The 19,397-nt window shown below is 45.8% G+C and carries 18 protein-coding genes; 12 read left to right on the plus strand and 6 right to left on the minus strand.

The features are described from left to right. Window positions 1-257 precede the first annotated feature (257 nt). On the plus strand, window positions 258-1,319 hold the full coding sequence (ribA, locus tag R7E78_RS21110) for a GTP cyclohydrolase II (protein WP_005374492.1): 1,062 nt from the start codon (window positions 258-260) through the stop codon (window positions 1,317-1,319). 68 nt (window positions 1,320-1,387) lie between these two features. Here ribA and R7E78_RS21115 read toward each other — a convergent pair whose 3' ends face one another. Beyond that, window positions 1,388-2,143 carry a substrate-binding periplasmic protein gene (locus R7E78_RS21115; protein ID WP_005383196.1) on the minus strand — a complete coding sequence of 252 codons (756 nt, stop codon included), beginning with the start codon at window positions 2,141-2,143 and terminating at the stop codon, window positions 1,388-1,390. Window positions 2,144-2,211: 68 nt separating this feature from the next. Between R7E78_RS21115 and R7E78_RS21120 the strand changes: the two genes are divergently transcribed. The 3 genes from R7E78_RS21120 to R7E78_RS21130 all read left to right on the plus strand — a co-directional run bounded on the left by R7E78_RS21120 (window position 2,212) and on the right by R7E78_RS21130 (window position 5,272). Then, window positions 2,212-4,110 carry an ATP-binding protein gene (locus tag R7E78_RS21120; protein WP_042522309.1) on the plus strand — a complete coding sequence of 633 codons (1,899 nt, stop codon included), beginning with the start codon at window positions 2,212-2,214 and terminating at the stop codon, window positions 4,108-4,110. A gap of 100 nt (window positions 4,111-4,210) precedes the next feature. Then, window positions 4,211-4,420: a DUF3283 family protein gene (locus tag R7E78_RS21125; RefSeq protein WP_005374484.1), complete on the plus strand. Its 210-nt coding sequence runs from the start codon at window positions 4,211-4,213 to the stop codon at window positions 4,418-4,420. Window positions 4,421-4,555: 135 nt separating this feature from the next. Continuing rightward, entirely contained in the window at window positions 4,556-5,272 is a 717-nt protein-coding gene (locus tag R7E78_RS21130; protein ID WP_318058207.1) for a YebC/PmpR family DNA-binding transcriptional regulator, read from the plus strand. Between the two features lie 72 nt (window positions 5,273-5,344). On the opposite strand, the gene rodA is transcribed toward R7E78_RS21130, so the two are convergent. Further along, on the minus strand, window positions 5,345-6,427 hold the full coding sequence (gene rodA, locus R7E78_RS21135) for a rod shape-determining protein RodA (RefSeq protein WP_017821057.1): 1,083 nt from the start codon (window positions 6,425-6,427) through the stop codon (window positions 5,345-5,347). A gap of 393 nt (window positions 6,428-6,820) precedes the next feature. On the opposite strand from rodA, the gene R7E78_RS21140 reads away from it, so the two are divergent. From R7E78_RS21140 to R7E78_RS21170, 7 genes are read left to right on the plus strand one after another with little or no spacing between them, the layout of a single operon-like run. Next, a complete protein-coding gene (locus R7E78_RS21140; protein WP_005383200.1) occupies window positions 6,821-7,489 on the plus strand; it encodes a hypothetical protein in 669 nt (222 codons plus the stop codon). A gap of 9 nt (window positions 7,490-7,498) precedes the next feature. Continuing rightward, window positions 7,499-8,197: an ABC transporter ATP-binding protein gene (locus R7E78_RS21145; protein ID WP_318058208.1), complete on the plus strand. Its 699-nt coding sequence runs from the start codon at window positions 7,499-7,501 to the stop codon at window positions 8,195-8,197. After that, the gene (locus R7E78_RS21150; protein ID WP_017821056.1) at window positions 8,185-9,453 is read left to right on the plus strand and encodes an ABC transporter permease; all 1,269 of its coding nucleotides are present in this window, start codon (window positions 8,185-8,187) and stop codon (window positions 9,451-9,453) included. Before R7E78_RS21145 ends, R7E78_RS21150 begins: the two co-directional genes overlap by 13 nt. Next, complete coding sequence (locus R7E78_RS21155) at window positions 9,446-10,231, plus strand: outer membrane lipoprotein-sorting protein (protein ID WP_318058209.1); 786 nt, start codon at window positions 9,446-9,448, stop codon at window positions 10,229-10,231. The genes R7E78_RS21150 and R7E78_RS21155 overlap by 8 nt, the downstream gene beginning before the upstream one ends. A gap of 45 nt (window positions 10,232-10,276) precedes the next feature. After that, complete coding sequence (locus tag R7E78_RS21160; protein ID WP_017821054.1) at window positions 10,277-11,623, plus strand: hypothetical protein; 1,347 nt, start codon at window positions 10,277-10,279, stop codon at window positions 11,621-11,623. Continuing rightward, a complete protein-coding gene (locus R7E78_RS21165; protein WP_017821053.1) occupies window positions 11,624-12,646 on the plus strand; it encodes a sensor histidine kinase in 1,023 nt (340 codons plus the stop codon). Window positions 12,647-12,661: 15 nt separating this feature from the next. Further along, window positions 12,662-13,462: a LytTR family DNA-binding domain-containing protein gene (locus R7E78_RS21170; protein ID WP_318058210.1), complete on the plus strand. Its 801-nt coding sequence runs from the start codon at window positions 12,662-12,664 to the stop codon at window positions 13,460-13,462. Between the two features lie 140 nt (window positions 13,463-13,602). Here R7E78_RS21170 and R7E78_RS21175 read toward each other — a convergent pair whose 3' ends face one another. From R7E78_RS21175 to R7E78_RS21190, 4 genes are all read right to left on the minus strand, one after another. Further along, the gene (locus tag R7E78_RS21175; protein ID WP_005448882.1) at window positions 13,603-14,097 is read right to left on the minus strand and encodes a peptidylprolyl isomerase; all 495 of its coding nucleotides are present in this window, start codon (window positions 14,095-14,097) and stop codon (window positions 13,603-13,605) included. 122 nt (window positions 14,098-14,219) lie between these two features. Then, entirely contained in the window at window positions 14,220-15,881 is a 1,662-nt protein-coding gene (locus tag R7E78_RS21180) for a methyl-accepting chemotaxis protein (protein ID WP_025768726.1), read from the minus strand. Between the two features lie 175 nt (window positions 15,882-16,056). Next, window positions 16,057-16,443 carry a thiol-disulfide oxidoreductase DCC family protein gene (locus tag R7E78_RS21185; RefSeq protein WP_031780806.1) on the minus strand — a complete coding sequence of 129 codons (387 nt, stop codon included), beginning with the start codon at window positions 16,441-16,443 and terminating at the stop codon, window positions 16,057-16,059. A gap of 24 nt (window positions 16,444-16,467) precedes the next feature. Further along, window positions 16,468-17,262, minus strand: coding sequence for a DUF4344 domain-containing metallopeptidase (locus R7E78_RS21190; RefSeq protein ID WP_318058211.1), 795 nt, complete (start codon window positions 17,260-17,262; stop codon window positions 16,468-16,470). 862 nt (window positions 17,263-18,124) lie between these two features. Here R7E78_RS21190 and gltS point away from each other — a divergent pair. Continuing rightward, entirely contained in the window at window positions 18,125-19,360 is a 1,236-nt protein-coding gene (gltS, locus tag R7E78_RS21195) for a sodium/glutamate symporter (protein ID WP_005374448.1), read from the plus strand. Window positions 19,361-19,397 lie beyond the last annotated feature (37 nt).

A 19,397-nucleotide genomic window follows, 5' to 3' on the forward strand; every position in this document is an offset into this window, starting at 1 on the left:
GGCGCTGGACTAAACAAAGGCCCCCTTTTAGGGGGCTCACACAAAGCCACCTTCTTTAGAAGGTGGTAATTTACTTTTTCACTCTATTACTCTCTTATTCAAAACCTCCATTTATCTGTCTTGCGCCTCAAAAGCACGAGTTTCACACTCACGTCCCGTCCCGAAGAAGTTTGACAATCTGACCTTGTGTTACTAGATATATCAGTAGCGATATGCTTTTTGTTGATTATCGCAACCACAAAGCAAGGAGCGCAAGTATGGTTGATCAAATCCTTTTTTATGAGCCCGATGAGCCCCACGGTTTTCTCTCAAATTTTTGCCATGCCCCAGTCAATATCTCCTCCCAAACTTGGCCCACCAGCGAACATTATTACCAAGCCCAAAAGTTTCTCGATGCTCAGTTGCAAAGTAAAATTCAGCACGCAAGCACCCCTGATGAAGCGTTTGCTTTAAGCCGTAAATACGAACACTTTGTCAGAAGCGATTGGGACGATATAAAGTTGGCTGTTATGGCTTTCATCGTTAGGGAAAAGTTTCTACAAAATCCACCATTAGCGCAGCAATTAATGAGAACGGGTAACGCTTGCCTAACAGAGCATTCTCATAAAGATGCCTTTTGGGGAGACGGGGGAGATGGTAAAGGAGAAAATCATCTAGGAGAGATTCTGATGAATGTGCGGGCAGAGCTGAGACATGTTGAGCCTTACAATCTCGTGAAGTTTATCGATAAAGCCAAATTGCCCACCCAGTGGGGCACATTTATGATGTACGGCTTTATTGAAGCCGCGACAAATAAAGAGCATCTTGCTCTGGTCTATGGTGAGCCAACAAAAAGTGCAGCTCCACTTATTCGGTTGCATTCGGAGTGTCTTACCGGAGATGCTCTATTTAGCACGCGTTGTGACTGTGGTTTTCAGCTTAATAGAGCGCTACAAAACATCGTCAAAGAGGGATGTGGCGTGCTGCTTTATTTACGTCAAGAAGGGCGTGGAATCGGCTTGATTAATAAAATTCGTGCCTATCACTTACAAGATGATGGCGCAGATACCGTGGAAGCAAATGAGCGTTTAGGTTTTGCCGCTGATATGCGTGATTACGCGTTCTGTAAAGGAATGCTAGAGCATTTGGGGATTGACGCTGTGCGTCTAATGACGAATAACCCACGCAAGCTCGCCGCCTTAAAAGCGGTTGATATTAACGTCATTGAACGAGTGCCATTACAAGAAGGGAATAACCCAAGTAATCAACATTACCTGCAAACTAAGGCGAGTAAATTGGGGCACATGTTTGATCCTAAGTTTGTTAACCACATTAAGTAAGTGCTACAGATTTCCCAGAAACAAAAACGCCAACGTATCATCGTTGGCGTTTTTGTTAATGAGTTGATTCATTGATACTTTTGAATGATTTCATCAATTTCCCCTGAGGTTTTTAATTCAACGAGTCGTGTATTGATGTAATTTTGAGTTTCTGGTTGCATTTGAGGTGAAAAAGCCAGGTAGATTGAGTAGTCAGGAATAACCGAGCTGAAAGGCTGTATCTGAAAATTCTCTAACGGCAAATTGAGTCGCTTTAAGTTGTAAAGGACTCGGGATTCCATCTCGACAAAAGCTGTATCTCCAGGGGTTCGGCTTATCACTCGGTATGCGGCGTTGTAGTCTTTCACACGCATTTCATTGACACTGCCATTTTCAAAGAACGGTGTTAAATTTGGATAATCAAACCCCAGCAGTAATACAATAGAACGACCATGCATGGTATCCATATTTTTGAATTCTAAAGGCTTCTCGCTACTCGACACCAGTACATGTTTTACAGTGTAAATGGGCTCCTCAGATAAATTTTCCGACTGCACCTTGCCCCAGTTCGGGCTGCCATAAGTTAACCAGTTTGGCTCAGCGCCTTCTTCCAATATGGAAATCATACGTTTAAATGGATAAGTATGATAATTCACTTGGTAATCCGACTCCGCGAAGATAGCGCTGACGATATCGGTCACAATTCCGGAGTGCATTTGTCCCTGTTGTTCAATTTGAAATGGTCGAGCTTGTTCAGCAATGACGTAATAGTTCACTTGATTTGCGGTCACATGAGAACTTACAACAATTAAGCTAAAAGCCAATCTAAGTAGAAGTCTTTTCATCGTATCCTCGATTATTATTTGTGCGTAGCTATATTTAGAGTAGCGCAAGTTTATCGGAGCGGTTTCATATGGATGAAAAAGAGCGATCTCAACGTCGTTTTAGTATCGGCAACCAACTTATGTTGGCGGTATTAACGTTGAGTTTAATCTTTACGGTCATCATTTCTACAGTGAGCTTATATCGAGTTTTTCACGAAGATTTAGCCCATTTAGATGTTGAATTAAAGCAGGTTGAGTCTAGCTATTTATCGAGCTTTTCTGCGAGTTTGTGGGTAGAGGATAGGGAGCTGTTGCTGACACAAGCTCAAGGTGCAATGCGTATGCCCTCGGTGGACTACTTACGTATTGCTAGTGAAGACGAAGTTATCATTGAATTAGGTTCGGCGCTTTCTGAGGATGTTGTCGAGAGAAGCTGGCCGATGCAGTATCGGGTCGGCGATAAAACGTATGATCTCGCGATATTAACGGTTCAATCGGATCTTAGCGCGATATATGAAGATCTTTGGCAGCAGTTCTTTTTTCTACTTACGACAGAAGCGATCAAAATTCTTGTCCTCATCATTGGTGTTCTTTGGGTGGCGTTTCGCTTGTTGGTCAATCCGTTACAATTGCTGTCTGGTGCGGTGAGCGATTTTCGTGGCGGTACAGTGCCGAGTAAAGTGACTCTCCCTAAACGATGGTGCTTTGATGAAGTGAGTGTTTTGGCAGAGAAATACAACCGAAGTGTTGAGAAAGTGAAAGAGCACCAGACTGAGTTAGAGGCTGAACGCGATAGGGCAGAAGTCGCTAATCGTAAGAAAAGTGAGTTTCTTGCCACTATGAGTCATGAGATCCGCACACCGATGAATGGCATTATTGGTGTGTCGTCGTTGCTCAATGACACCGACCTCGATCCCCAGCAAAAAGAGTTTGTAGAGATCATTGACAGTTCTTCTCACTCACTAATGACGATCATCGACGACATTTTGGACTTCTCTAAAGTTGAAGCTGGCAAAGTAGAGCTAGAATACACGAGCTATGATCTTCGCGAGCTACTTGACGATGTCATCAGTTTACATAGTGTCAAAGCCAAGCAGAAAAACTTACAGCTGCTCAGCGATATTGATCCTCACTTGCCAACGGAAGTGCAAGGTGATGCCACACGATTGAAACAAGTTCTGAACAATTTGTTGAGCAACGCGATTAAATTTACCGAGCGCGGCCATGTGAAGCTTCTTGTAGCGTTATCTCGACTTGATGGAGAGACCGCTCATATCCGGTTTCGAGTTGTGGATTCTGGTATTGGTATTGCGAAAGAGCACCAACAAGCAATCTTCGAACGCTTCCAACAAGCTGATGGTAGTACCACCAGAAAGTATGGTGGGACAGGGCTTGGTTTGGCGATAGCTGCACAGTTGGTTAACTTGATGGGAGGGGAAATACAACTAACAAGTGAGCTTGGGCTGGGAAGCTGTTTTGAATTTTCGATTCCTGTTGCTGTAATAAATGCGCAATCGACCTATACCGACCAACTTAATGTATTAGATTTCCGGAAAGCGGAAGACAACGAAATCAGCCCTCAAGATAATGATAAACCTTGGGTATTGGTTGTTGAAGATACCATCGTCAATCAGAAGGTAGTTCGCATCATGTTAGAAAAACTGGGTGTGCGAGTGAGTGTCGCCAACCATGGCGAAGAAGCATTGCAGCTGTGTGATCAGCAGCCTTTCGATTTGATTTTTATGGACTGCCAAATGCCTGTGATGGATGGGTTTATTGCTACGGAGCGAATTCGAAAAATGGGAGAGTGGGGGAAACACGTTCCAATTATTGCGCTAAGTGCCAATGTCATTAAAGAGGATCAGCAACATTGCTTCGATGTCGGGATGAACGAGTTCGTGGCTAAACCCGTTACCAAGACTCGATTACAACAAATATTCGAACAGCATTTACCAAAAGCACTGAAAATCAGCGCTGTGCCTAAATAGTTAAATTGAAATCGATCAAGTTAAGTGCGTTTCTATTCTGTAATTGTAACTCTGTGTGATATAGTGCCCGGCTAGTATTTAAAGTACCTTGAGGCTGTGAATGTCGTTTAATCTATCCCTATTGCCGCCTGACGAAAAAAACAAAATCGAACTGGATAAGCAGGCGTCGTTTTTGGTTTGGAAGCTCAGAGAGGCCAAATCTGGTCCTGAAGCAATAGAAGAACAGTTGTCCAAGATTAACGATGCTGATGAAAAGGCGTTTTTCCAGCAATCGGTCGAAAAGTACAAACGAGTAATGGGTGTCGCTTAACGCGAACCGTGGCAATGGTTCAATCCAATGCGACGAATGAGGTAACCTCCCTATTCCTTTGCTAAGCGAAATTGAAAAGGTTTCGCTTTTTGCTAAAATCCTTCGCATTAAATTTGAATTTAGAGAGACATCCCGATGGGAAGAAGTTTTGAAGTGCGCAAAGCCTCTATGGCGAAAACTGCAGGCGCGAAAATTAAAGTTTATTCCAAATACGGTAAAGAAATTTACATGTGCGCGAAAAACGGTGGTGGTGATCCAGACATGAACTTGTCTTTGAAACACCTGATCGCAAAAGCGAAAAAAGACCAAGTTCCTGCGCACGTTATCGATAAAGCGATCGACAAAGCGAACGGTGGCGGTGGTGAAGACTACACTCCAGCACGTTACGAAGGCTTCGGCCCTGGCGGTACTAGCGTTATCGTTGACTGTCTAACAGACAACGGCAACCGTACTTTCCAAGATGTACGCCAATGCTTTGTGAAAGTCGGTGCGAAAATTGGTGTTGAGGGCTCGGTTTCTCACATGTTCGATCACCAAGCGGTATTCCAGTTCAAAGGCGACGATGATGAAATCATCCTAGAAACGCTAATGATGGAAGACGTAGACGTTACTGACGTTGAGCTAGAAGAAGGTGTTATCACTGTATTCGCACCTCACACAGAATTCTTCAAAACAAAAACTGCGCTTAACGGTGCATTCCCAGATCTAACGATCGATGTTGAAGAAATCACATTCGTTCCGCAAACTCATACGCCTGTATCGGGTGAAGATGCTGAGAAATTCCAGAAATTCCTAGATCTTCTAGATGACTGTGATGATGTTCAGCAGGTTTACCACAACGCAGAGCTGTAATTAATTCGCTCATATCGTTGTAAAAAGGCTTCCTTAGGGAAGCCTTTTTTGATCGCTTTTTCTCAAGCAACGCTATGCGTTACGATATTTGGAATAACACAGCGACATGATTACACCAAAACAGATACCTTGAGTTAGCATCGCCGTGCCGCCATAGCTAAAGAAGGGAAGTGGGCTACCCATTACTGGCAACAAGCCACTCACCATGCCCGTATTGATAAAAGCATACAGAAAAAAGCTCATCGCTAATGCGCCACTTACCAGCCGACTAAAAAAGTGGTCAGACTGACATGCAAGCAACATAACGCGTGCAGTAATAAACAAGTACAATGCGAGTAAGACTAAACTGCCAACAAAGCCCCATTCTTCCGCATAGGTCGAAAAAATAAAGTCCGTATGACTTTCTGGAATAAAGCCAAGTGTTCCCTGCGTTGCATTCATCCAACCTTTGCCTTTCATACCGCCTGAGCCAATCGCAATCAAAGATTGGATGATTTGGTAGCCCGAACCCAGTGGATCGGACTCAGGGTGCAAGAACTGTGTTACACGGCTCTTTTGATAGGTTTCCATAACGAAGAACCATAAAATAGGTGCTAACGTTAAAATGCTCGCAATAAACCCGCATATTATTTTCCAGCTCATGCCAGCCAAAAACAAAACGAACAATGCATAAATGACGGTAAAAACTGCACCGTCTAAATCCGGTTGTAGCGCGATTAACCCGGCAGGAATCATTGTAATAAGTAAGCAAAACGCAATTTTCCGACTGTCTGGTCGACCTCCTTCAATATGCAGCATCCAGGCGATCATGATTGGAATGGAAAGTTTGATTAGCTCAGACGGTTGAAAGCGGAAGAAGCCGATATCGAGCCAACGTTGAGAGCCATTGGTGCTATCACCAAATAAAGCGACAGCAAGTAGCAGAGCAACCGCAATAATGTAGAGATATGGAGCTGAGCGCTGATAGCTGGACGCTGGAATCGAGGACATGACCAAGATACAAACTAATGTCAGTCCGCAGCGCGCCAAATGTTTGAAGAGCATCGCCTCATTAAAGCTACTGGCACTCCAGAGAGTGAGCGAACTTAACAGCATGATCGGAATGATCGCCATTAGCAGTGGCAAATCAACTCTTGGGAAATAACGCTTATTCATTTTCAACGACCTAATAACGCACCTATTTTGAGTGCGAAAACAACTAAAACTCGAAGAGTTCAAACTATTCCGATGCTAAGAATCTCGATTTCGAAACAACAGACACCATGCAAAGGTGTGTAAGAAAGGAGAGTGCGACACTGTCTGTTATGGGTAGCTGTGGGATGGATAAATACACTAGCCTCAGATTTTAAGCCAGTGTTTTTATTGTGACTGCCGTAAAAATGTAGAGTTACGAATGAGCGGAATTGTATTTTCTGTTTAAGTGAATGTCATTCATCCTCTCTCAATACCATTCACTCTGCATAACTGCCATTGGTCGCATGCAAAAGCAGCGTGCGATCTTCTCCCTTAATCTGAAACCATCAAATCACGTTCAACTAAGGACAGTACATGATGGTTTCTCAATCTCGCTCAATCAAAGCTCTTAAACTGGCAAGTACGTTTATCGCCGCATTTGCACTTAGCAGCAATCTGGCTCTGGCTAACCCAAGCGAGCGCACACTCAGTCAATTCAACCAAGCAGCACAGGGTGACTCTGGCTTAGTTGATACTGTTTATGGCGAACTATCCAAACAACTGGAAGAGCAGGGCGCAACGCCGGTGACCTTGGTTTACTTGGGCAGTGCGGAGACGTTGCAAGGTCGTGAGGCGTTTATGCCTTGGAACAAGATGAAGTTCACCGAGCGCGGTCTTGCCACAATCCAAAAAGGCTTGGATTTAATGGCGAATCAGCCAGTACCACTGCAAGAGCAACAACGCTTACAAGGCTTGCCGGAATACCAGCTAGCTACCGCCATGGCAGCTACTACGTTTACCTCTCTGCCTGACATGTTCAATCACTTTGAGCGTGGCTACGAGCTGTACCTTTCTCTGCTCGATGAACCGAGTTTTAGCCAACAACCTTTCGCGGCAACGTCTTGGATTTATCGCTACGCCATTGAAGCTGCATTGCGTGCTGAAGATGTTCAACAAGCCAAAATATGGTTAGCGCAAATGGAGCAGTTAGGTGATAGCAATCTAGAAACGCAAACCGCGAAAGCGTTGCTAGCCAAGTATTAGGGAGGCGTCATGATCGTTTTTAATCAACTTAGCCGCGATTACGCCCTTGGTAGCCAAACCGTGCGTGCATTGCGAGACGTGTCTGGTGAAGTGTTTGCCGGCGAAATGGTGGCATTATGCGGGCCGTCTGGCTCAGGCAAAAGCACCTTACTTAATGTGCTTGGCATGCTGGATACTCAATACCAAGGTCAGGTGACATTTGCAGGCAGCCCATACCCAACCGGACAAATGCAGGCGGCGAAAATGCGCCGTGAAAAGCTTGGCTTTGTGTTCCAAAAATTCAATCTTGTGCCTGTGATGACAGCGTTGGAGAACGTGGCGTATCCGCTGCATCTCAACGGTTTTTCAAAAGCGGAACAAACCGAGCTCGCCACACAAATGCTAGAGCACGTTGGCTTGGGCGAGTTTATTCATCATATGCCCGATAACTTGTCGGGCGGTCAGCAGCAGCGTGTGGCAATTGCACGCGCCTTAGTGCACAAACCAGCACTGGTGATTGCTGATGAGCCAACCGCAAGTCTTGATAGCCAAACTGCCAACAAGGTCATCGACATTGTGAAAGGGCTCGGACACGAGCTAGGCACCACTTTTATTGTCGCCACACACGACCCTCGTATGGCATCCCGTTGTGACCGCACCATTGAGTTGGTGGATGGCAAAATCACCCAAACGCACGCAAGTGTGGAGGAGGTTTCATGGGCAAGCTAATTCCAGTTTCCGTTCGCCTTGCTTGGTTGAACCTGCAACGCAATCGCCGTCGCAGTTTGTTGTCGATGCTGATCATTGCCATTGCCGTGTTTGCGTTAACCAGTGCGGGCGGTTTTGGTCTATACACCTACGACAGTTTGAAAGAGTCGACAGCGCGTGACACGGGGCATCTGACGTTAACCACGCCGGGTTATTTCGCTAAAGAAGAAGAGATGCCGCTGAGTAACGGGTTAACTCATGCCGACGACATCACCAAGCAATTGATTGGGTTGAATGAAGTGCGAGGCGTGCAGCCACGAGTTGAGTTCAGCGGTTTGATTTCCAACGGCAACAAGTCATCGATCTTTATCGGCATTGGTGTTAACGAGCGCGAATTCGATATGAAAGGACCGTTTTTGGATGTGCGCGAAGGGCAGACGTTGTCCAACATTCATGCATCGCGTTATGACTCAACAGAGCCAGAAGTGATGCTTGGCGTTGATTTGGCGAACAACCTAAGCGTGCACGTTGGCGATTGGATTACCTTGCTGGCGACCACAACCGACGGTGCATTGAATGCGTATGACTTCAAAGTTCGTGGCATCTATTCAACCGGCGTGCCTGAGCTTGATAAACGCCAGTTGTACGTGCACATCAACAGCGCGCAATCGCTGCTCGGTTCAGACAAAGTCAGTGCGTTATCTGTCTTCCTATTCGATACCAGTTTAACTAACCAAGTCGAGCAACAAGTGGCTTCGGTTTTGAGTAAGCAAAAGCAGAACTTTGGTGACCAAGATATTGAGATTACGCCTTGGCAAGAACGTGCGTTCTTCTACCTCAAAGTGAAAGATTTGTACGACCGTATCTTCGGCATCATGGGCGCAGTAATGGCGTTGGTGGTCTTTGTTGCGCTGTTCAACACCATGACCATGTCGGTCACCGAGCGTACACGTGAAATCGGCACCTTGTCAGCACTTGGTAGCTACCCTCGCGAAATCATTGCTGGGTTCTTGCGCGAAGCAGGGTTGCTTGCGGTTATTGGCAGCTTAATTGGCGCTTTGTTTACTGGGTTAGTTACCGTCTTACTGATGGTCGTGGATGTGCAAATGCCGCCACCGCCAGGACGCACAGAAGGTTACCCATTAACGATTTACTTCTCTTGGGAGCTAGTAGCTATAGCAGGATTTGCAGTATTGATGATTTGTTTGGTTGCGGCGTTTTTCTCGGCACGCAAAGGGGTGAACAAGCCAATTACGGAGGCACTGATTTATGTTTAATTTCAAATCACTATTACCAATTGCATTGCTGACGGTAACTGGCGTTGCAAGCATGAATGTCAGTGCGAATGAAACAGCACTAGATGCACAGCAAGTTGCGCAATTGATTGAAAAAGCCGACAGCTACCGCTTGCAAGATGTTTCCTCCAAAGTGGTGTCACTGGTGCGCTTATATCAAGACCAAGAGTTAGATAAAACCCGTCTTTACCACGTGTACACGCGTCCAAATCGTGAATCGCTGGTGGTGTTCAAATCGGCGGTTGAAGCAGGGCAAAAGATGCTGATGATGGGCGACAACTACTGGCTGCAAATGCCAAAGAGCCGCCGTCCGATTCGCATTACGCCAATGCAGAAGCTGCTTGGTGAAGCGTCTATCGGCGACATCTCAACCCTGACGTGGAGTCAAGATTATCAAGGTGAATGGAAAGCGACAGAAACCGTTTCGGTGAACGGAGAGAGTGTTGCGGCTTATCACCTTGCCTTAACCGCGAAAACCAAAGGGGCAAGCTATCAGAAGATCGATTTGTGGTTGTCTGAGCAAGATGCGTTTCCAATTAAAGCTGATCTTTACTTGCGCTCTGGCAAACTCGCCAAGCAAGCGCAATACGGACGTGCAAGCGATAACGGTGAAGACTACGTCAGTGAGATGACCTTGCTTGATAGCATTCAGCCGAGCAAAAAGACCGTTATCGAGTATCAAGAAATCGTGCCTTGGCAGCTGGATAACAAGTTCTACAACCCAAGTTATTTGCCAAAAGCTAACACGACTCAGCTTTAGTCTGAGCTTCGTAAATAGAACCATAAAAACGAGCAAGGAAGTCACATGAAACCGCACCAGCCTAACCTTAACAAAAGCACCAGTTTGTTGATTGCTGCGTCGTTGTGTGTGGGCGCAGCAGCCCCAGTTTTTGCCAATGATGAGCTGAGTTTTGAGTGGGATTGGGCTGTCAGCTACGAAACTGCCAAGCAGCGTGATAGCGCATTTATGCAAGCGCAGGGCAGTTCTCGTGATTCACTTAATGCACTGTTGGATGTACAGGTGAATTATCACAACTTCAGTGGCTTGTTTGCTCTGTACAGCCAAGGTTTGTACCTCAATCAACAAGGAAAGAGTGATTGGTGGAGTGAAGCTGATAACCAATTGCTGATTCGAGAGCTGGCTTGGCTAGGGGAGTGGCAAGTCGGTGATACCACTCTTGATGTGAGCTTAGGTAAGTTGCGCGTGGATTGGGGCGTGGGTTATGGCTACCGACCTTTGGATCTGTTTAAGCCTTATCGACAAAATCCTGTTGGCATAGTCGCAGAAGAGGGTGCGGGTGTGTTTTCACTCTCTCGCTACGATATGGCAGGCGAGTGGACGGTGATTGCAACGGATTCAAGCTGGGGGCAACAAGACCAGAGTGCTCTTGATCAAGCCGCAGAGCAGCAAGGTGTTGGTATTCGTCGTTATGCACTGGTGGGTGACACCGAGTATCAACTTATTGGTTATTACGATGATGTGCGCCGAGGTTTACTCGGAGCCAGTGCCATTGCCGTGTGGGATGAATCCATCGCTATGCACGGTTCCATGCTGTGGCAAAACCAAAGTGTCGGCTATCAGTTTCAGCAGGATGATCTTTACCAACCCGTTTCGGTTGAGGAGCTGGGCAGCGCATTCCAAGCCTTAATTGGGTTGAATTGGGCAAACCAAGCCGGGCACAACGTGATTGCTGAATATTGGTACGACAGCCGTGCATGGTCGAAAAGCGAATGGCAACAAGCAATAGAGCGTGGCGAATTACTCTCTCAGATCCCTGATCCTAACAACTCTCTGTTGGCTAGCAGCGCTCTACTTGCGACAAGCTACGCCCAAGGGTTTCAGCATGCCAATATCGTTCAGCATAACGTAATGTTGCACTGGAGTTGGGATTTGGAAGCATGGGCTGCATGGAACGGCAAAGCGGATATGGGCTGGCTAAGTGATGTAACCCCCACGTTGGATGTGATGCTGTCGCCACAAGATGGTGGTGTGATTGTCACGCAGTGGCTTAACTACCAATGGATTGATACTGGCGATCAAAGTGTAGAAGTGGAAGTTGCCGCACGCTTTTTAACCGGAGACGACCAATCTGCTTACGCACAAATCAATGATAAGCATATGATTGTATTTAACATCAAAGGGAAATTCTAAATGTGTTCAGCAAAATCAGTGGTGAAAAGTGGATGGCCGCGTAGCTTATTAGTGACCACGGCATTTTGTCTCTTTATCGCAGCAATGACGCTCTCGGTTTGGGGCGGTCCATTTTACATTCATGTAGCGGTTAGCTTTGGATTTGGCTATTCGGCTATCTTCTTCTCATGGTTGATTGACCGTTTGTTTCCAACCATCCCGCGTATGATAGAAGTGGTGTGTTCGCTTGTTGCCTGTTTATTGTTTGGGGTGATTAATGCGCAATTTTGGCTCGGAGAGTATTTTGGTATCTCCGATATGATCCCTGTTGGCTTAATGGGATTACTGTTTAGCGGTATGTGTTATTTCTATTTTTACTCGCGTGAGAAAGAGGCGGTTGCTCAACGAGAGTTGGAAGCCATCAAGCGCGAGAAAGCAGAGCAAGATCGTGCGCTGTTGCTGAGTCAGCTTAAGCAGATGCAAAGCCAGATTGAACCGCATTTCTTATTCAATACCTTGGCAAATATCAGTGCGCTCATGTCGCAAGATGTCGATAAAGCCAAGCTAATGCTAGAACAGTTAACCGCGCTGCTGCGTGCGACGCTCAAAAGCTCACGCGAAGAACACACCACCATAGACAATGAAACGGCGTTACTTGAGGCTTACTTAGGCATCCAACAAACTCGTTTGGGTGATCGACTCAGTTACAAGATTGAGGTGGAAGAAGGGCTAGGCAGAACCGAATTACCGCCGATGATGCTCCAACCTTTAATCGAAAACGCCATCATCCATGGTATTGAGCCGAAGCGAGAAGGCGGCGAAATCAGTTTGCTCATCAAGCGTGAACGACAGAACTTGAAGATTGAAGTCAGAGACACGGGTGTTGGCTTGAATCATGTTAGTGGGCACATGGGCTCTGGCGTCGGTTTAAGTAACCTCAAGCAGCGAGTTGAAGCTTTGTTCGCAGGGCAAGGAGAGGTTTCTATCAGTGAGTCTGCTCAGGGTGGTGTTTGTGTTCGCCTGAGTTGGCCAATGGAATCGTAATCAAGGAAGAAAGGAATGAATACAGGGTTTACTGCCATTATTGCTGATGATGAACCGCTATTGAGGCATCATCTTGATAAAAGCCTAGCTGAAGTGTGGCCAGAGCTAGAGGTGATAGCCAAAGTCGCCGATGGTGAACAAGCGTTGCAAGCGTTGCAAGCCATTGAGCAAAGCCAACCTGATATTGCGTTTCTCGATATTCGTATGCCAGTTTTGGATGGCATGACATTGGCGCAAAAACTCAATCAACTCGCCAATCCACCTTTGATTGTGTTTGTTACTGCGTACGATGATTACGCCATCAAAGCCTTTGAACAAAATGCCGCCGATTATTTGCTTAAGCCTATCTCGGATGAGCGCCTCCTGACGACGTGTGAAAGAGTGAAAGCACGCCTTGCTAAGCGAGAGCAACAAAGCAGTAATGTGCAGATGAGCAGCCTGTTAGAACAGTTGCAGCAATTATCCGCGCCACAAACGCCGCAATATCTTCAGTGGATCAAAGCGACGCAAGGGGAAGATATTCATCTGATTGCTACGTCTGATGTATTGTATTTCAAAGCGGAAGAAAAATACGTTTCTGTGTATGCCCAACAAGGACAAGGCAAAGTGCAGGAGTATTTGATTCGCACCTCGTTGAAAGAGTTGATAGGGCAGCTTAACCCAGAACAGTTCTGGCAAGTACACCGTTCAAGCGTTGTGCAAGTGTGCAAAATTAGCAAAGTAAACAAAGACTTTGCTGGAAGAATGTTTGTTCACGTTGGAGAAACTAAGCTCGCTGTGAGCCGTGCATCTCAAAGTTTGTTCAAAGGGATGTAATCGCTAGAACTGCTCACTCTTTACACTGTAAACTCGCTGCTCATTTGTTTCAGCAACAAAAACAAAAAGCGCCTAAGTCATATAACGTTAGGCGCTTTTATTGTTTTATAGCGACGATTTCTCCGAAGAGATGAATGGGCTTATTCGCTGACCGTCACTTTCTCGATAATGATTGGATCGCATGGAACATCATCATGACCAAGTTTAGAGGTCGTTTTCACTTTCGCGATGCGGTTTACGACATCCATACCCGCGGTCACTTTACCAAACACGGCGTAGCCCCAGCCTAGGTTGGTAGTAGCGGTGTGGTCTAGGAAATCATTGTCTTCCAAGTTAATGAAGAACTGTGCCGTTGCAGAGTGCGGTGCATCGGTACGCGCCATTGCGATAGTGCCAACAAGGTTCTTTAGACCACGGTTTGCTTCGTTCGCGATAGGGGCGCGTGTTGGCTTTTCTGCCATGTCTTCGGTGTGACCGCCACCTTGGATCATAAAGCCGTCGATAACGCGGTGGAAAATGGTGCCGTTGTAGAAGCCATCTTCACAGTATTTTTTGAAGTTCTTTGAGCTAACTGGTGCTCGTTCTAGGTTCAGTTCAATCTCGATGTCACCGAAATTGGTGGTCATAATAATCATCTGGTTTTGCCCTTGTAGGTGCTAAGTTGGCGGCATTATAGCTAAGTCGTATGAGGATAGCAGAAATAAAAACAGCGACGTTTTGGCGTCGCTGTTTGCAAGATGTAAGGGGGAGGAAAGCGTTAAACCGTAAAGCGACCGACCAAGTCGTACAGTTCGTTGGCTTTGTGGTTAAGGTTGCCACTGCCTGCTCGGTTTTGGTTGGCAAGGTGTGCCGATTGGCTGCTTTGTTGAGAGATGACTTCGATACGTTGTGAAATCTCTTGGCCAACTTGGCTTTGCTCTTCAGTTGCCGTTGCGATAAGCGTGTTCATGTCCATGATGTTAGCAATTGCGGCTTGGATTTCTTGCAGTGCGGCAGAGGCTGCTCGTGCTTCCTCAACCGTTGCTTCACCACGCGCTTGGCTTGAGCCCATGGCTTTCACTGCCGCATCCGAGCCAGACTTCAATTGCTCAATCATTTGGTGAATTTCGCCTGTGCTGTCTTGAGTGCGACTCGCCAGTTTACGAACCTCATCGGCAACGACTGCGAAGCCGCGACCTTGTTCGCCTGCACGGGCTGCTTCAATGGCTGCGTTCAGTGCCAATAGGTTAGTTTGCTCGGCTATATCCTGAATCACTTCCAGAGAAGAAGAAATGTTTTTTACGTCGCTCTCTAAACGAGAAATCACCGTGCTGGCTTCCGACACCTCTAGCGCGAGTGCTTCGACAGAGTTCGCTGCTGAATCAACAATGTGTTTTGCTTGTTGTGAGTTTTCATCGGCGTCTCTGGCTGATTGCGCTGCTTGGTTAGCGTTGTTTGAAATCTCGTGCGCCGTTGCTGTCATCTCGGTCATTGCCGCTGCGACTTGTTCGGTCTCTTCACGTTGACCAGAAGCTAATTCATCCACTTGCGATGCACGCTGTGACATCTCGTTGGTCTCTGAAACCACTTCTTGTCCTACGTGGCTAACGCTCTTAATGATGCCTTGCAGGCTTTCAACGAAGATATTGAAGTTACGGCTAAGTTGGGTGAACTCCGGCACGCTCGATTCTTCCATGCGCGCGGTTAAATCTGCATCGCCTTGCGCGAAAGAGTGAATTGAAGCATCAAACTGCTCAATAGGCTTCATGATGCTGCGGTTAACAAACACGGCAAAGACTGCAACTATCGCTGTAATCGAGGCACAAAACAGGGCTATCGCAGTTAGTGTGGTGTTGAGATCTTCGTGTGCGGCTTTTTCCATGTCTGCCACAATGGCGTCGATATCGTCCGTGTAGAAACCCGTTCCCAACATCAAGTCCCATTCAGGAATAAAGACTGAGTAGCTCAGTTTCGGTAGTGCTTCACTCTGACCGAGTTTCGGGAAGTAATAAGTCGTGAACTCACCAGTTTTGGCATTTTTTAGCAAATCCTGAATCAGGTAATTGCCTTTCTTGTCCTGCAAGTTATAGAAGTTTTCCCCGATGCCTTTGGTGTTTTTACCCACCACGACGCGAACGCCTTTTGAATCATAACCAAAGATGTAGCCGGATTGACCAAACTCTAGTTGTTTCAAAATAGGCAGAGCCTCTTCCAGTGGGGCATTTTGTGCGAGTAGCGGCTCGACAGCGGAACGCGCCATTTGTACGTAACTTTTGAGTTCGGCTTTTTTCATCTCCATCATTCGACTTCGAGTTTGCTCAATCTCGTGCTCGTTGTAGGCCGTGGTTTGTACGTAGGTGAACCACATCATGCCTATTGCCATAGTTAGAATTGGAATTATTGAAAGGATATATAGTCGTTTTCTGATCGTCAGATTCATAGAGACGTCCTTCTCTCGGCGCAGCGTTACAAGTGACAAGCTGAATAAGCTTGCCTGATAAAAGTGTTAATACTTATTGTTGTAATGCTTAGAGATTAACCGAGTTACTCAATCAGAAGTACTGGAAATTTGTAAATCTAGACGAAGGTCGTAGCATTTTTAAGCGGGATCACAATTAACGTGAACACGACCCACTATTGCAACGAGAAGTCCCCGTTAACCAATATGAGACGCGATACCTATTCTTTGCGAATTTCAGGTAAAGCCAGTCAGCAACAGGTTTAACGAGGCGCCAACGCAGTGGAGCGTAGAGCCAACCGCGACCAACTAATTGCCACGCACGATGAGTCACGTCCAACCCAAGCAGAAGCTCCCCCTTTTCGTTGAGGGCGTGCAAAATGGTGTTGGCTTGTTCAGGATCGATCTGAGGATAATCTGCGAATGCATCACTATAGATATCGACGGTTTTGATTTGCTGCTTGGCATCGCGTTGTTTTAGCGCCTTCATCTCTTTGGCACAAAGCGGGCAGGTTCCGTCATAAAATATGGTGAGTTTTGTCATTGCGGTTTTCTTGTTTGAGATTTTCTAATCGCTTTTACGTGGCGAATTTTCTTTTGGTTCATTGTTTTGCAAGTAATGCAGCCAATTGTCGCGAATGTTGCCGTAATTGAATTGGCAGAACTCTTTGCGATCACGCAGGTAGTCTTTTTCTACTTCATCGAGTAAGGCTTTGTATTGCTCAGGATCACTACCGTACACCAGACATAACGTTGAAAAGTAACGCTGCAAATCAAAGCTGTGTTCGTCAATGTACTCGCCAAAATCGTAGTAGTCCGGTCTGTCGTCGGATTCGAATGCGAACATGTCGGCGGCGCTAATGGCCATATCTGCGCCATCTTCTAGGAAGTCAATTATTAAAATGGTGGCAAAATTATCGACCGCATCTTCTTCTTTTCCGAGAACAGGGATGCTTTGATCTTCGATGTAAGCATGCCCAGCTTCATGAAGTAAAGTGTGCAATAACGTATCTAGCGCCCCTGTTTTTGGGGATTTTCCGAAGCGTTCTTCATACTGATTATTGGAGAAGTAATTGAGCGACTCCAAATAAAAAGTGTAAGGAACGTATATTGTGTGTGTATCAGGATCATACATTGGACCATCTTCTCCGGCGTAAACCAGCGTGAGAGCTTTATCAAATGGAAAGTAGACCTGAGATAGCTCAACAAAGATGGTGTTTACATCGCTGCTTTGAATCGATTGTTGGGCGATTTTTTCATGAGTTGTCTCTACGGGAGAATATTGAATACGAATGCTTTCAGCTGCTGTAGCTGATGAGACGACGCTGAGTAATAGCGCAGGGCAAAGCGAATGAATGTTCATGTGGGACTCTTGTTATTGAATAACTTGTATAAAAAATTATACATGTTTTTGCCTGATGCATAGTTGGGGTTGTACTCATCAGCCAAAGTCGGGGCATCGGTCTCGAAAAGCAATCATGATAACATCGCATATTTCGGCGGCTTGGTTCTCTAGGGCGTTTATCAAGACCTCTTGGATAAGAACGGCGGTGAAGTTATTGGCTATGCATCGTTTTCTAAGAAGCTTACTGAGTAACTGTGCTTCGATCTTTATCTGTGAAAATGATAATAGGCAGTTAATCATTGCAAGGTTTAACCATGGGGTTGGTGAATGTCACTGAATTGAAGAAAATTATCAGCGATATGTTATAATCCTGCTCCGTTGTGACGAAAACGTTTGTTGCAGCCTGAGAGTTTCCTTGGATTCGGCTCGTTTATACACCATGAGCCAGAGTTGAAAAGCTACGACAGGAACAGGCAAACCCAATTGTTTTGAACGCGCTCTCGGCGTTTAGCGGTTACAACGGGAAGGAACTTTGTTTGATAGTAATTGACACATTCTGTTTAAGTAAGGGAGCCCGAAGTGGTTCAGAAAGTGTCACCCAGAATTTACTCACAACACAACACCCCAAGCGATAACGCACAGGTATTGCGAGGGGCCATTTGAAGGAGCTGTATCAGCTCCTTTCACATTTAAGGGCTTGCTAACAGCGTAAAAACTGACACATCGCTTAAGGAGCGCCCCTTAAACTAGCCTAAGGCGCATCTACACCAACTTTTTGAGTATTTTCGAAACAATAAAGCGAGAAAATTTGCTATTGAACGAAGGTTAAACTAACACTCATTCATTACGGAGAATGAAGAGAACAATAATAAGAGGCGATATGAATCATTTAATATCTGTAGGTGCACTGGAGTCCTTCTTGGTCGCAATTAGTGTGCTTTTCCTGGGGCATTTTATTAATGCTAAGCTACCGATTTTAAAGAAATTCAACATACCTGAGCCGATTGTAGGTGGCCTTATTGTGGCCTGCATGATTACTGCTCTTCATTTCAACGGCATCGATTTAGAGTTCGACTTGCCATTACAAAATACGTTTATGTTAATGTTTTTTGCGACAGTTGGTTTGGCCGCAAATTACACTCAGTTGATGAAAGGAGGTGCGAAGGTTTTTATCTTCTTAGCTGTCGCATCGTTTTACATCATCATACAAAACGGCGTTGGCGTTTCACTTGCGGCGGCGCTCGGTTTAGATCCTTTGATGGGGTTAATTGCTGGCTCGATTACTCTGTCTGGTGGTCATGGTACAGGTGCTGCGTGGTCACAAACCTTTCAAGACGTGTATGGATTGGATAACGTCTTAGAAATTGCAATGGCATCAGCGACTTTTGGTTTGATCATCGGCGGTATCATTGGTAGCCCTGTAGCGCAGCGTCTGGTGGAAAAGAACAGCATAGAGTCTGAGTATGGTCGTGGTGGTCGAGATGCCAAAACTCACGAGAAATTCCCGGAGTTGGTGACTTACAATGAATACGAAGAAGATAAAGTAACGGCGAAAAAAGTGGTGGAGAAACTCTTCTTCCTACTGATCTGTGTTACTGGGGCCAAGTATGTCGAGCAATGGGTAAGCACGTATGAAATCTCATGGCTGATGATTCCAGACTTCGTATATGCGCTATTCATTGGTGTGATCATTACGAATTTCTTGGAAGTGACCAAGATTCGTAAGTTAGATGCCGAAACGGTCGATATGTTAGGTACGGTATCGCTATCTCTGTTCTTAGCGATGGCTCTGATGAGCTTGAAGTTATGGAATATCTTCGATCTAGCGATTCCATTCTTGGTTATTTTAGCTGTGCAGTCTGTCGTCTTAGCTATCTTTACGTACTATGTTACGTTCAAAGTGATGGGAAGCAACTACGATGCTGCGGTTATTGCAGGGGGGCACTGCGGTTTTGGCTTGGGTGCAACCCCAACAGCCGTAATGAACATGGGTTCGATCGTTAACCGATTTGGCCCGTCGCCGCAGGCATTTATGGTGGTGCCAATTGTGGGGGCTTTCTTTATCGACATCGTTAACTTAATCATTTTACAAGGTTACATTTCATTCCTTGGTTAAATTTAAGTTCATGATCTCCTAAGGTCGAAATAAAAAC

The organism is Vibrio sp. YT-19(2023), assembly GCF_033337395.1.

What these genes read in the sequence shown, in the direction of transcription:
- ribA (WP_005374492.1), top strand. Translation starts at nt 258, where the DNA reads ATGGTTGATCAAATCCTTTTTTATGAGCCCGATGAGCCCCACGGTTTT.
- R7E78_RS21115 (WP_005383196.1), bottom strand. Translation starts at nt 2,143, where the DNA reads ATGAAAAGACTTCTACTTAGATTGGCTTTTAGCTTAATTGTTGTAAGT.
- R7E78_RS21120 (WP_042522309.1), top strand. Translation starts at nt 2,212, where the DNA reads ATGGATGAAAAAGAGCGATCTCAACGTCGTTTTAGTATCGGCAACCAA.
- R7E78_RS21125 (WP_005374484.1), top strand. Translation starts at nt 4,211, where the DNA reads ATGTCGTTTAATCTATCCCTATTGCCGCCTGACGAAAAAAACAAAATC.
- R7E78_RS21130 (WP_318058207.1), top strand. Translation starts at nt 4,556, where the DNA reads ATGGGAAGAAGTTTTGAAGTGCGCAAAGCCTCTATGGCGAAAACTGCA.
- rodA (WP_017821057.1), bottom strand. Translation starts at nt 6,427, where the DNA reads ATGAATAAGCGTTATTTCCCAAGAGTTGATTTGCCACTGCTAATGGCG.
- R7E78_RS21140 (WP_005383200.1), top strand. Translation starts at nt 6,821, where the DNA reads ATGATGGTTTCTCAATCTCGCTCAATCAAAGCTCTTAAACTGGCAAGT.
- R7E78_RS21145 (WP_318058208.1), top strand. Translation starts at nt 7,499, where the DNA reads ATGATCGTTTTTAATCAACTTAGCCGCGATTACGCCCTTGGTAGCCAA.
- R7E78_RS21150 (WP_017821056.1), top strand. Translation starts at nt 8,185, where the DNA reads ATGGGCAAGCTAATTCCAGTTTCCGTTCGCCTTGCTTGGTTGAACCTG.
- R7E78_RS21155 (WP_318058209.1), top strand. Translation starts at nt 9,446, where the DNA reads ATGTTTAATTTCAAATCACTATTACCAATTGCATTGCTGACGGTAACT.
- R7E78_RS21160 (WP_017821054.1), top strand. Translation starts at nt 10,277, where the DNA reads ATGAAACCGCACCAGCCTAACCTTAACAAAAGCACCAGTTTGTTGATT.
- R7E78_RS21165 (WP_017821053.1), top strand. Translation starts at nt 11,624, where the DNA reads ATGTGTTCAGCAAAATCAGTGGTGAAAAGTGGATGGCCGCGTAGCTTA.
- R7E78_RS21170 (WP_318058210.1), top strand. Translation starts at nt 12,662, where the DNA reads ATGAATACAGGGTTTACTGCCATTATTGCTGATGATGAACCGCTATTG.
- R7E78_RS21175 (WP_005448882.1), bottom strand. Translation starts at nt 14,097, where the DNA reads ATGATTATTATGACCACCAATTTCGGTGACATCGAGATTGAACTGAAC.
- R7E78_RS21180 (WP_025768726.1), bottom strand. Translation starts at nt 15,881, where the DNA reads ATGAATCTGACGATCAGAAAACGACTATATATCCTTTCAATAATTCCA.
- R7E78_RS21185 (WP_031780806.1), bottom strand. Translation starts at nt 16,443, where the DNA reads ATGACAAAACTCACCATATTTTATGACGGAACCTGCCCGCTTTGTGCC.
- R7E78_RS21190 (WP_318058211.1), bottom strand. Translation starts at nt 17,262, where the DNA reads ATGAACATTCATTCGCTTTGCCCTGCGCTATTACTCAGCGTCGTCTCA.
- gltS (WP_005374448.1), top strand. Translation starts at nt 18,125, where the DNA reads ATGAATCATTTAATATCTGTAGGTGCACTGGAGTCCTTCTTGGTCGCA.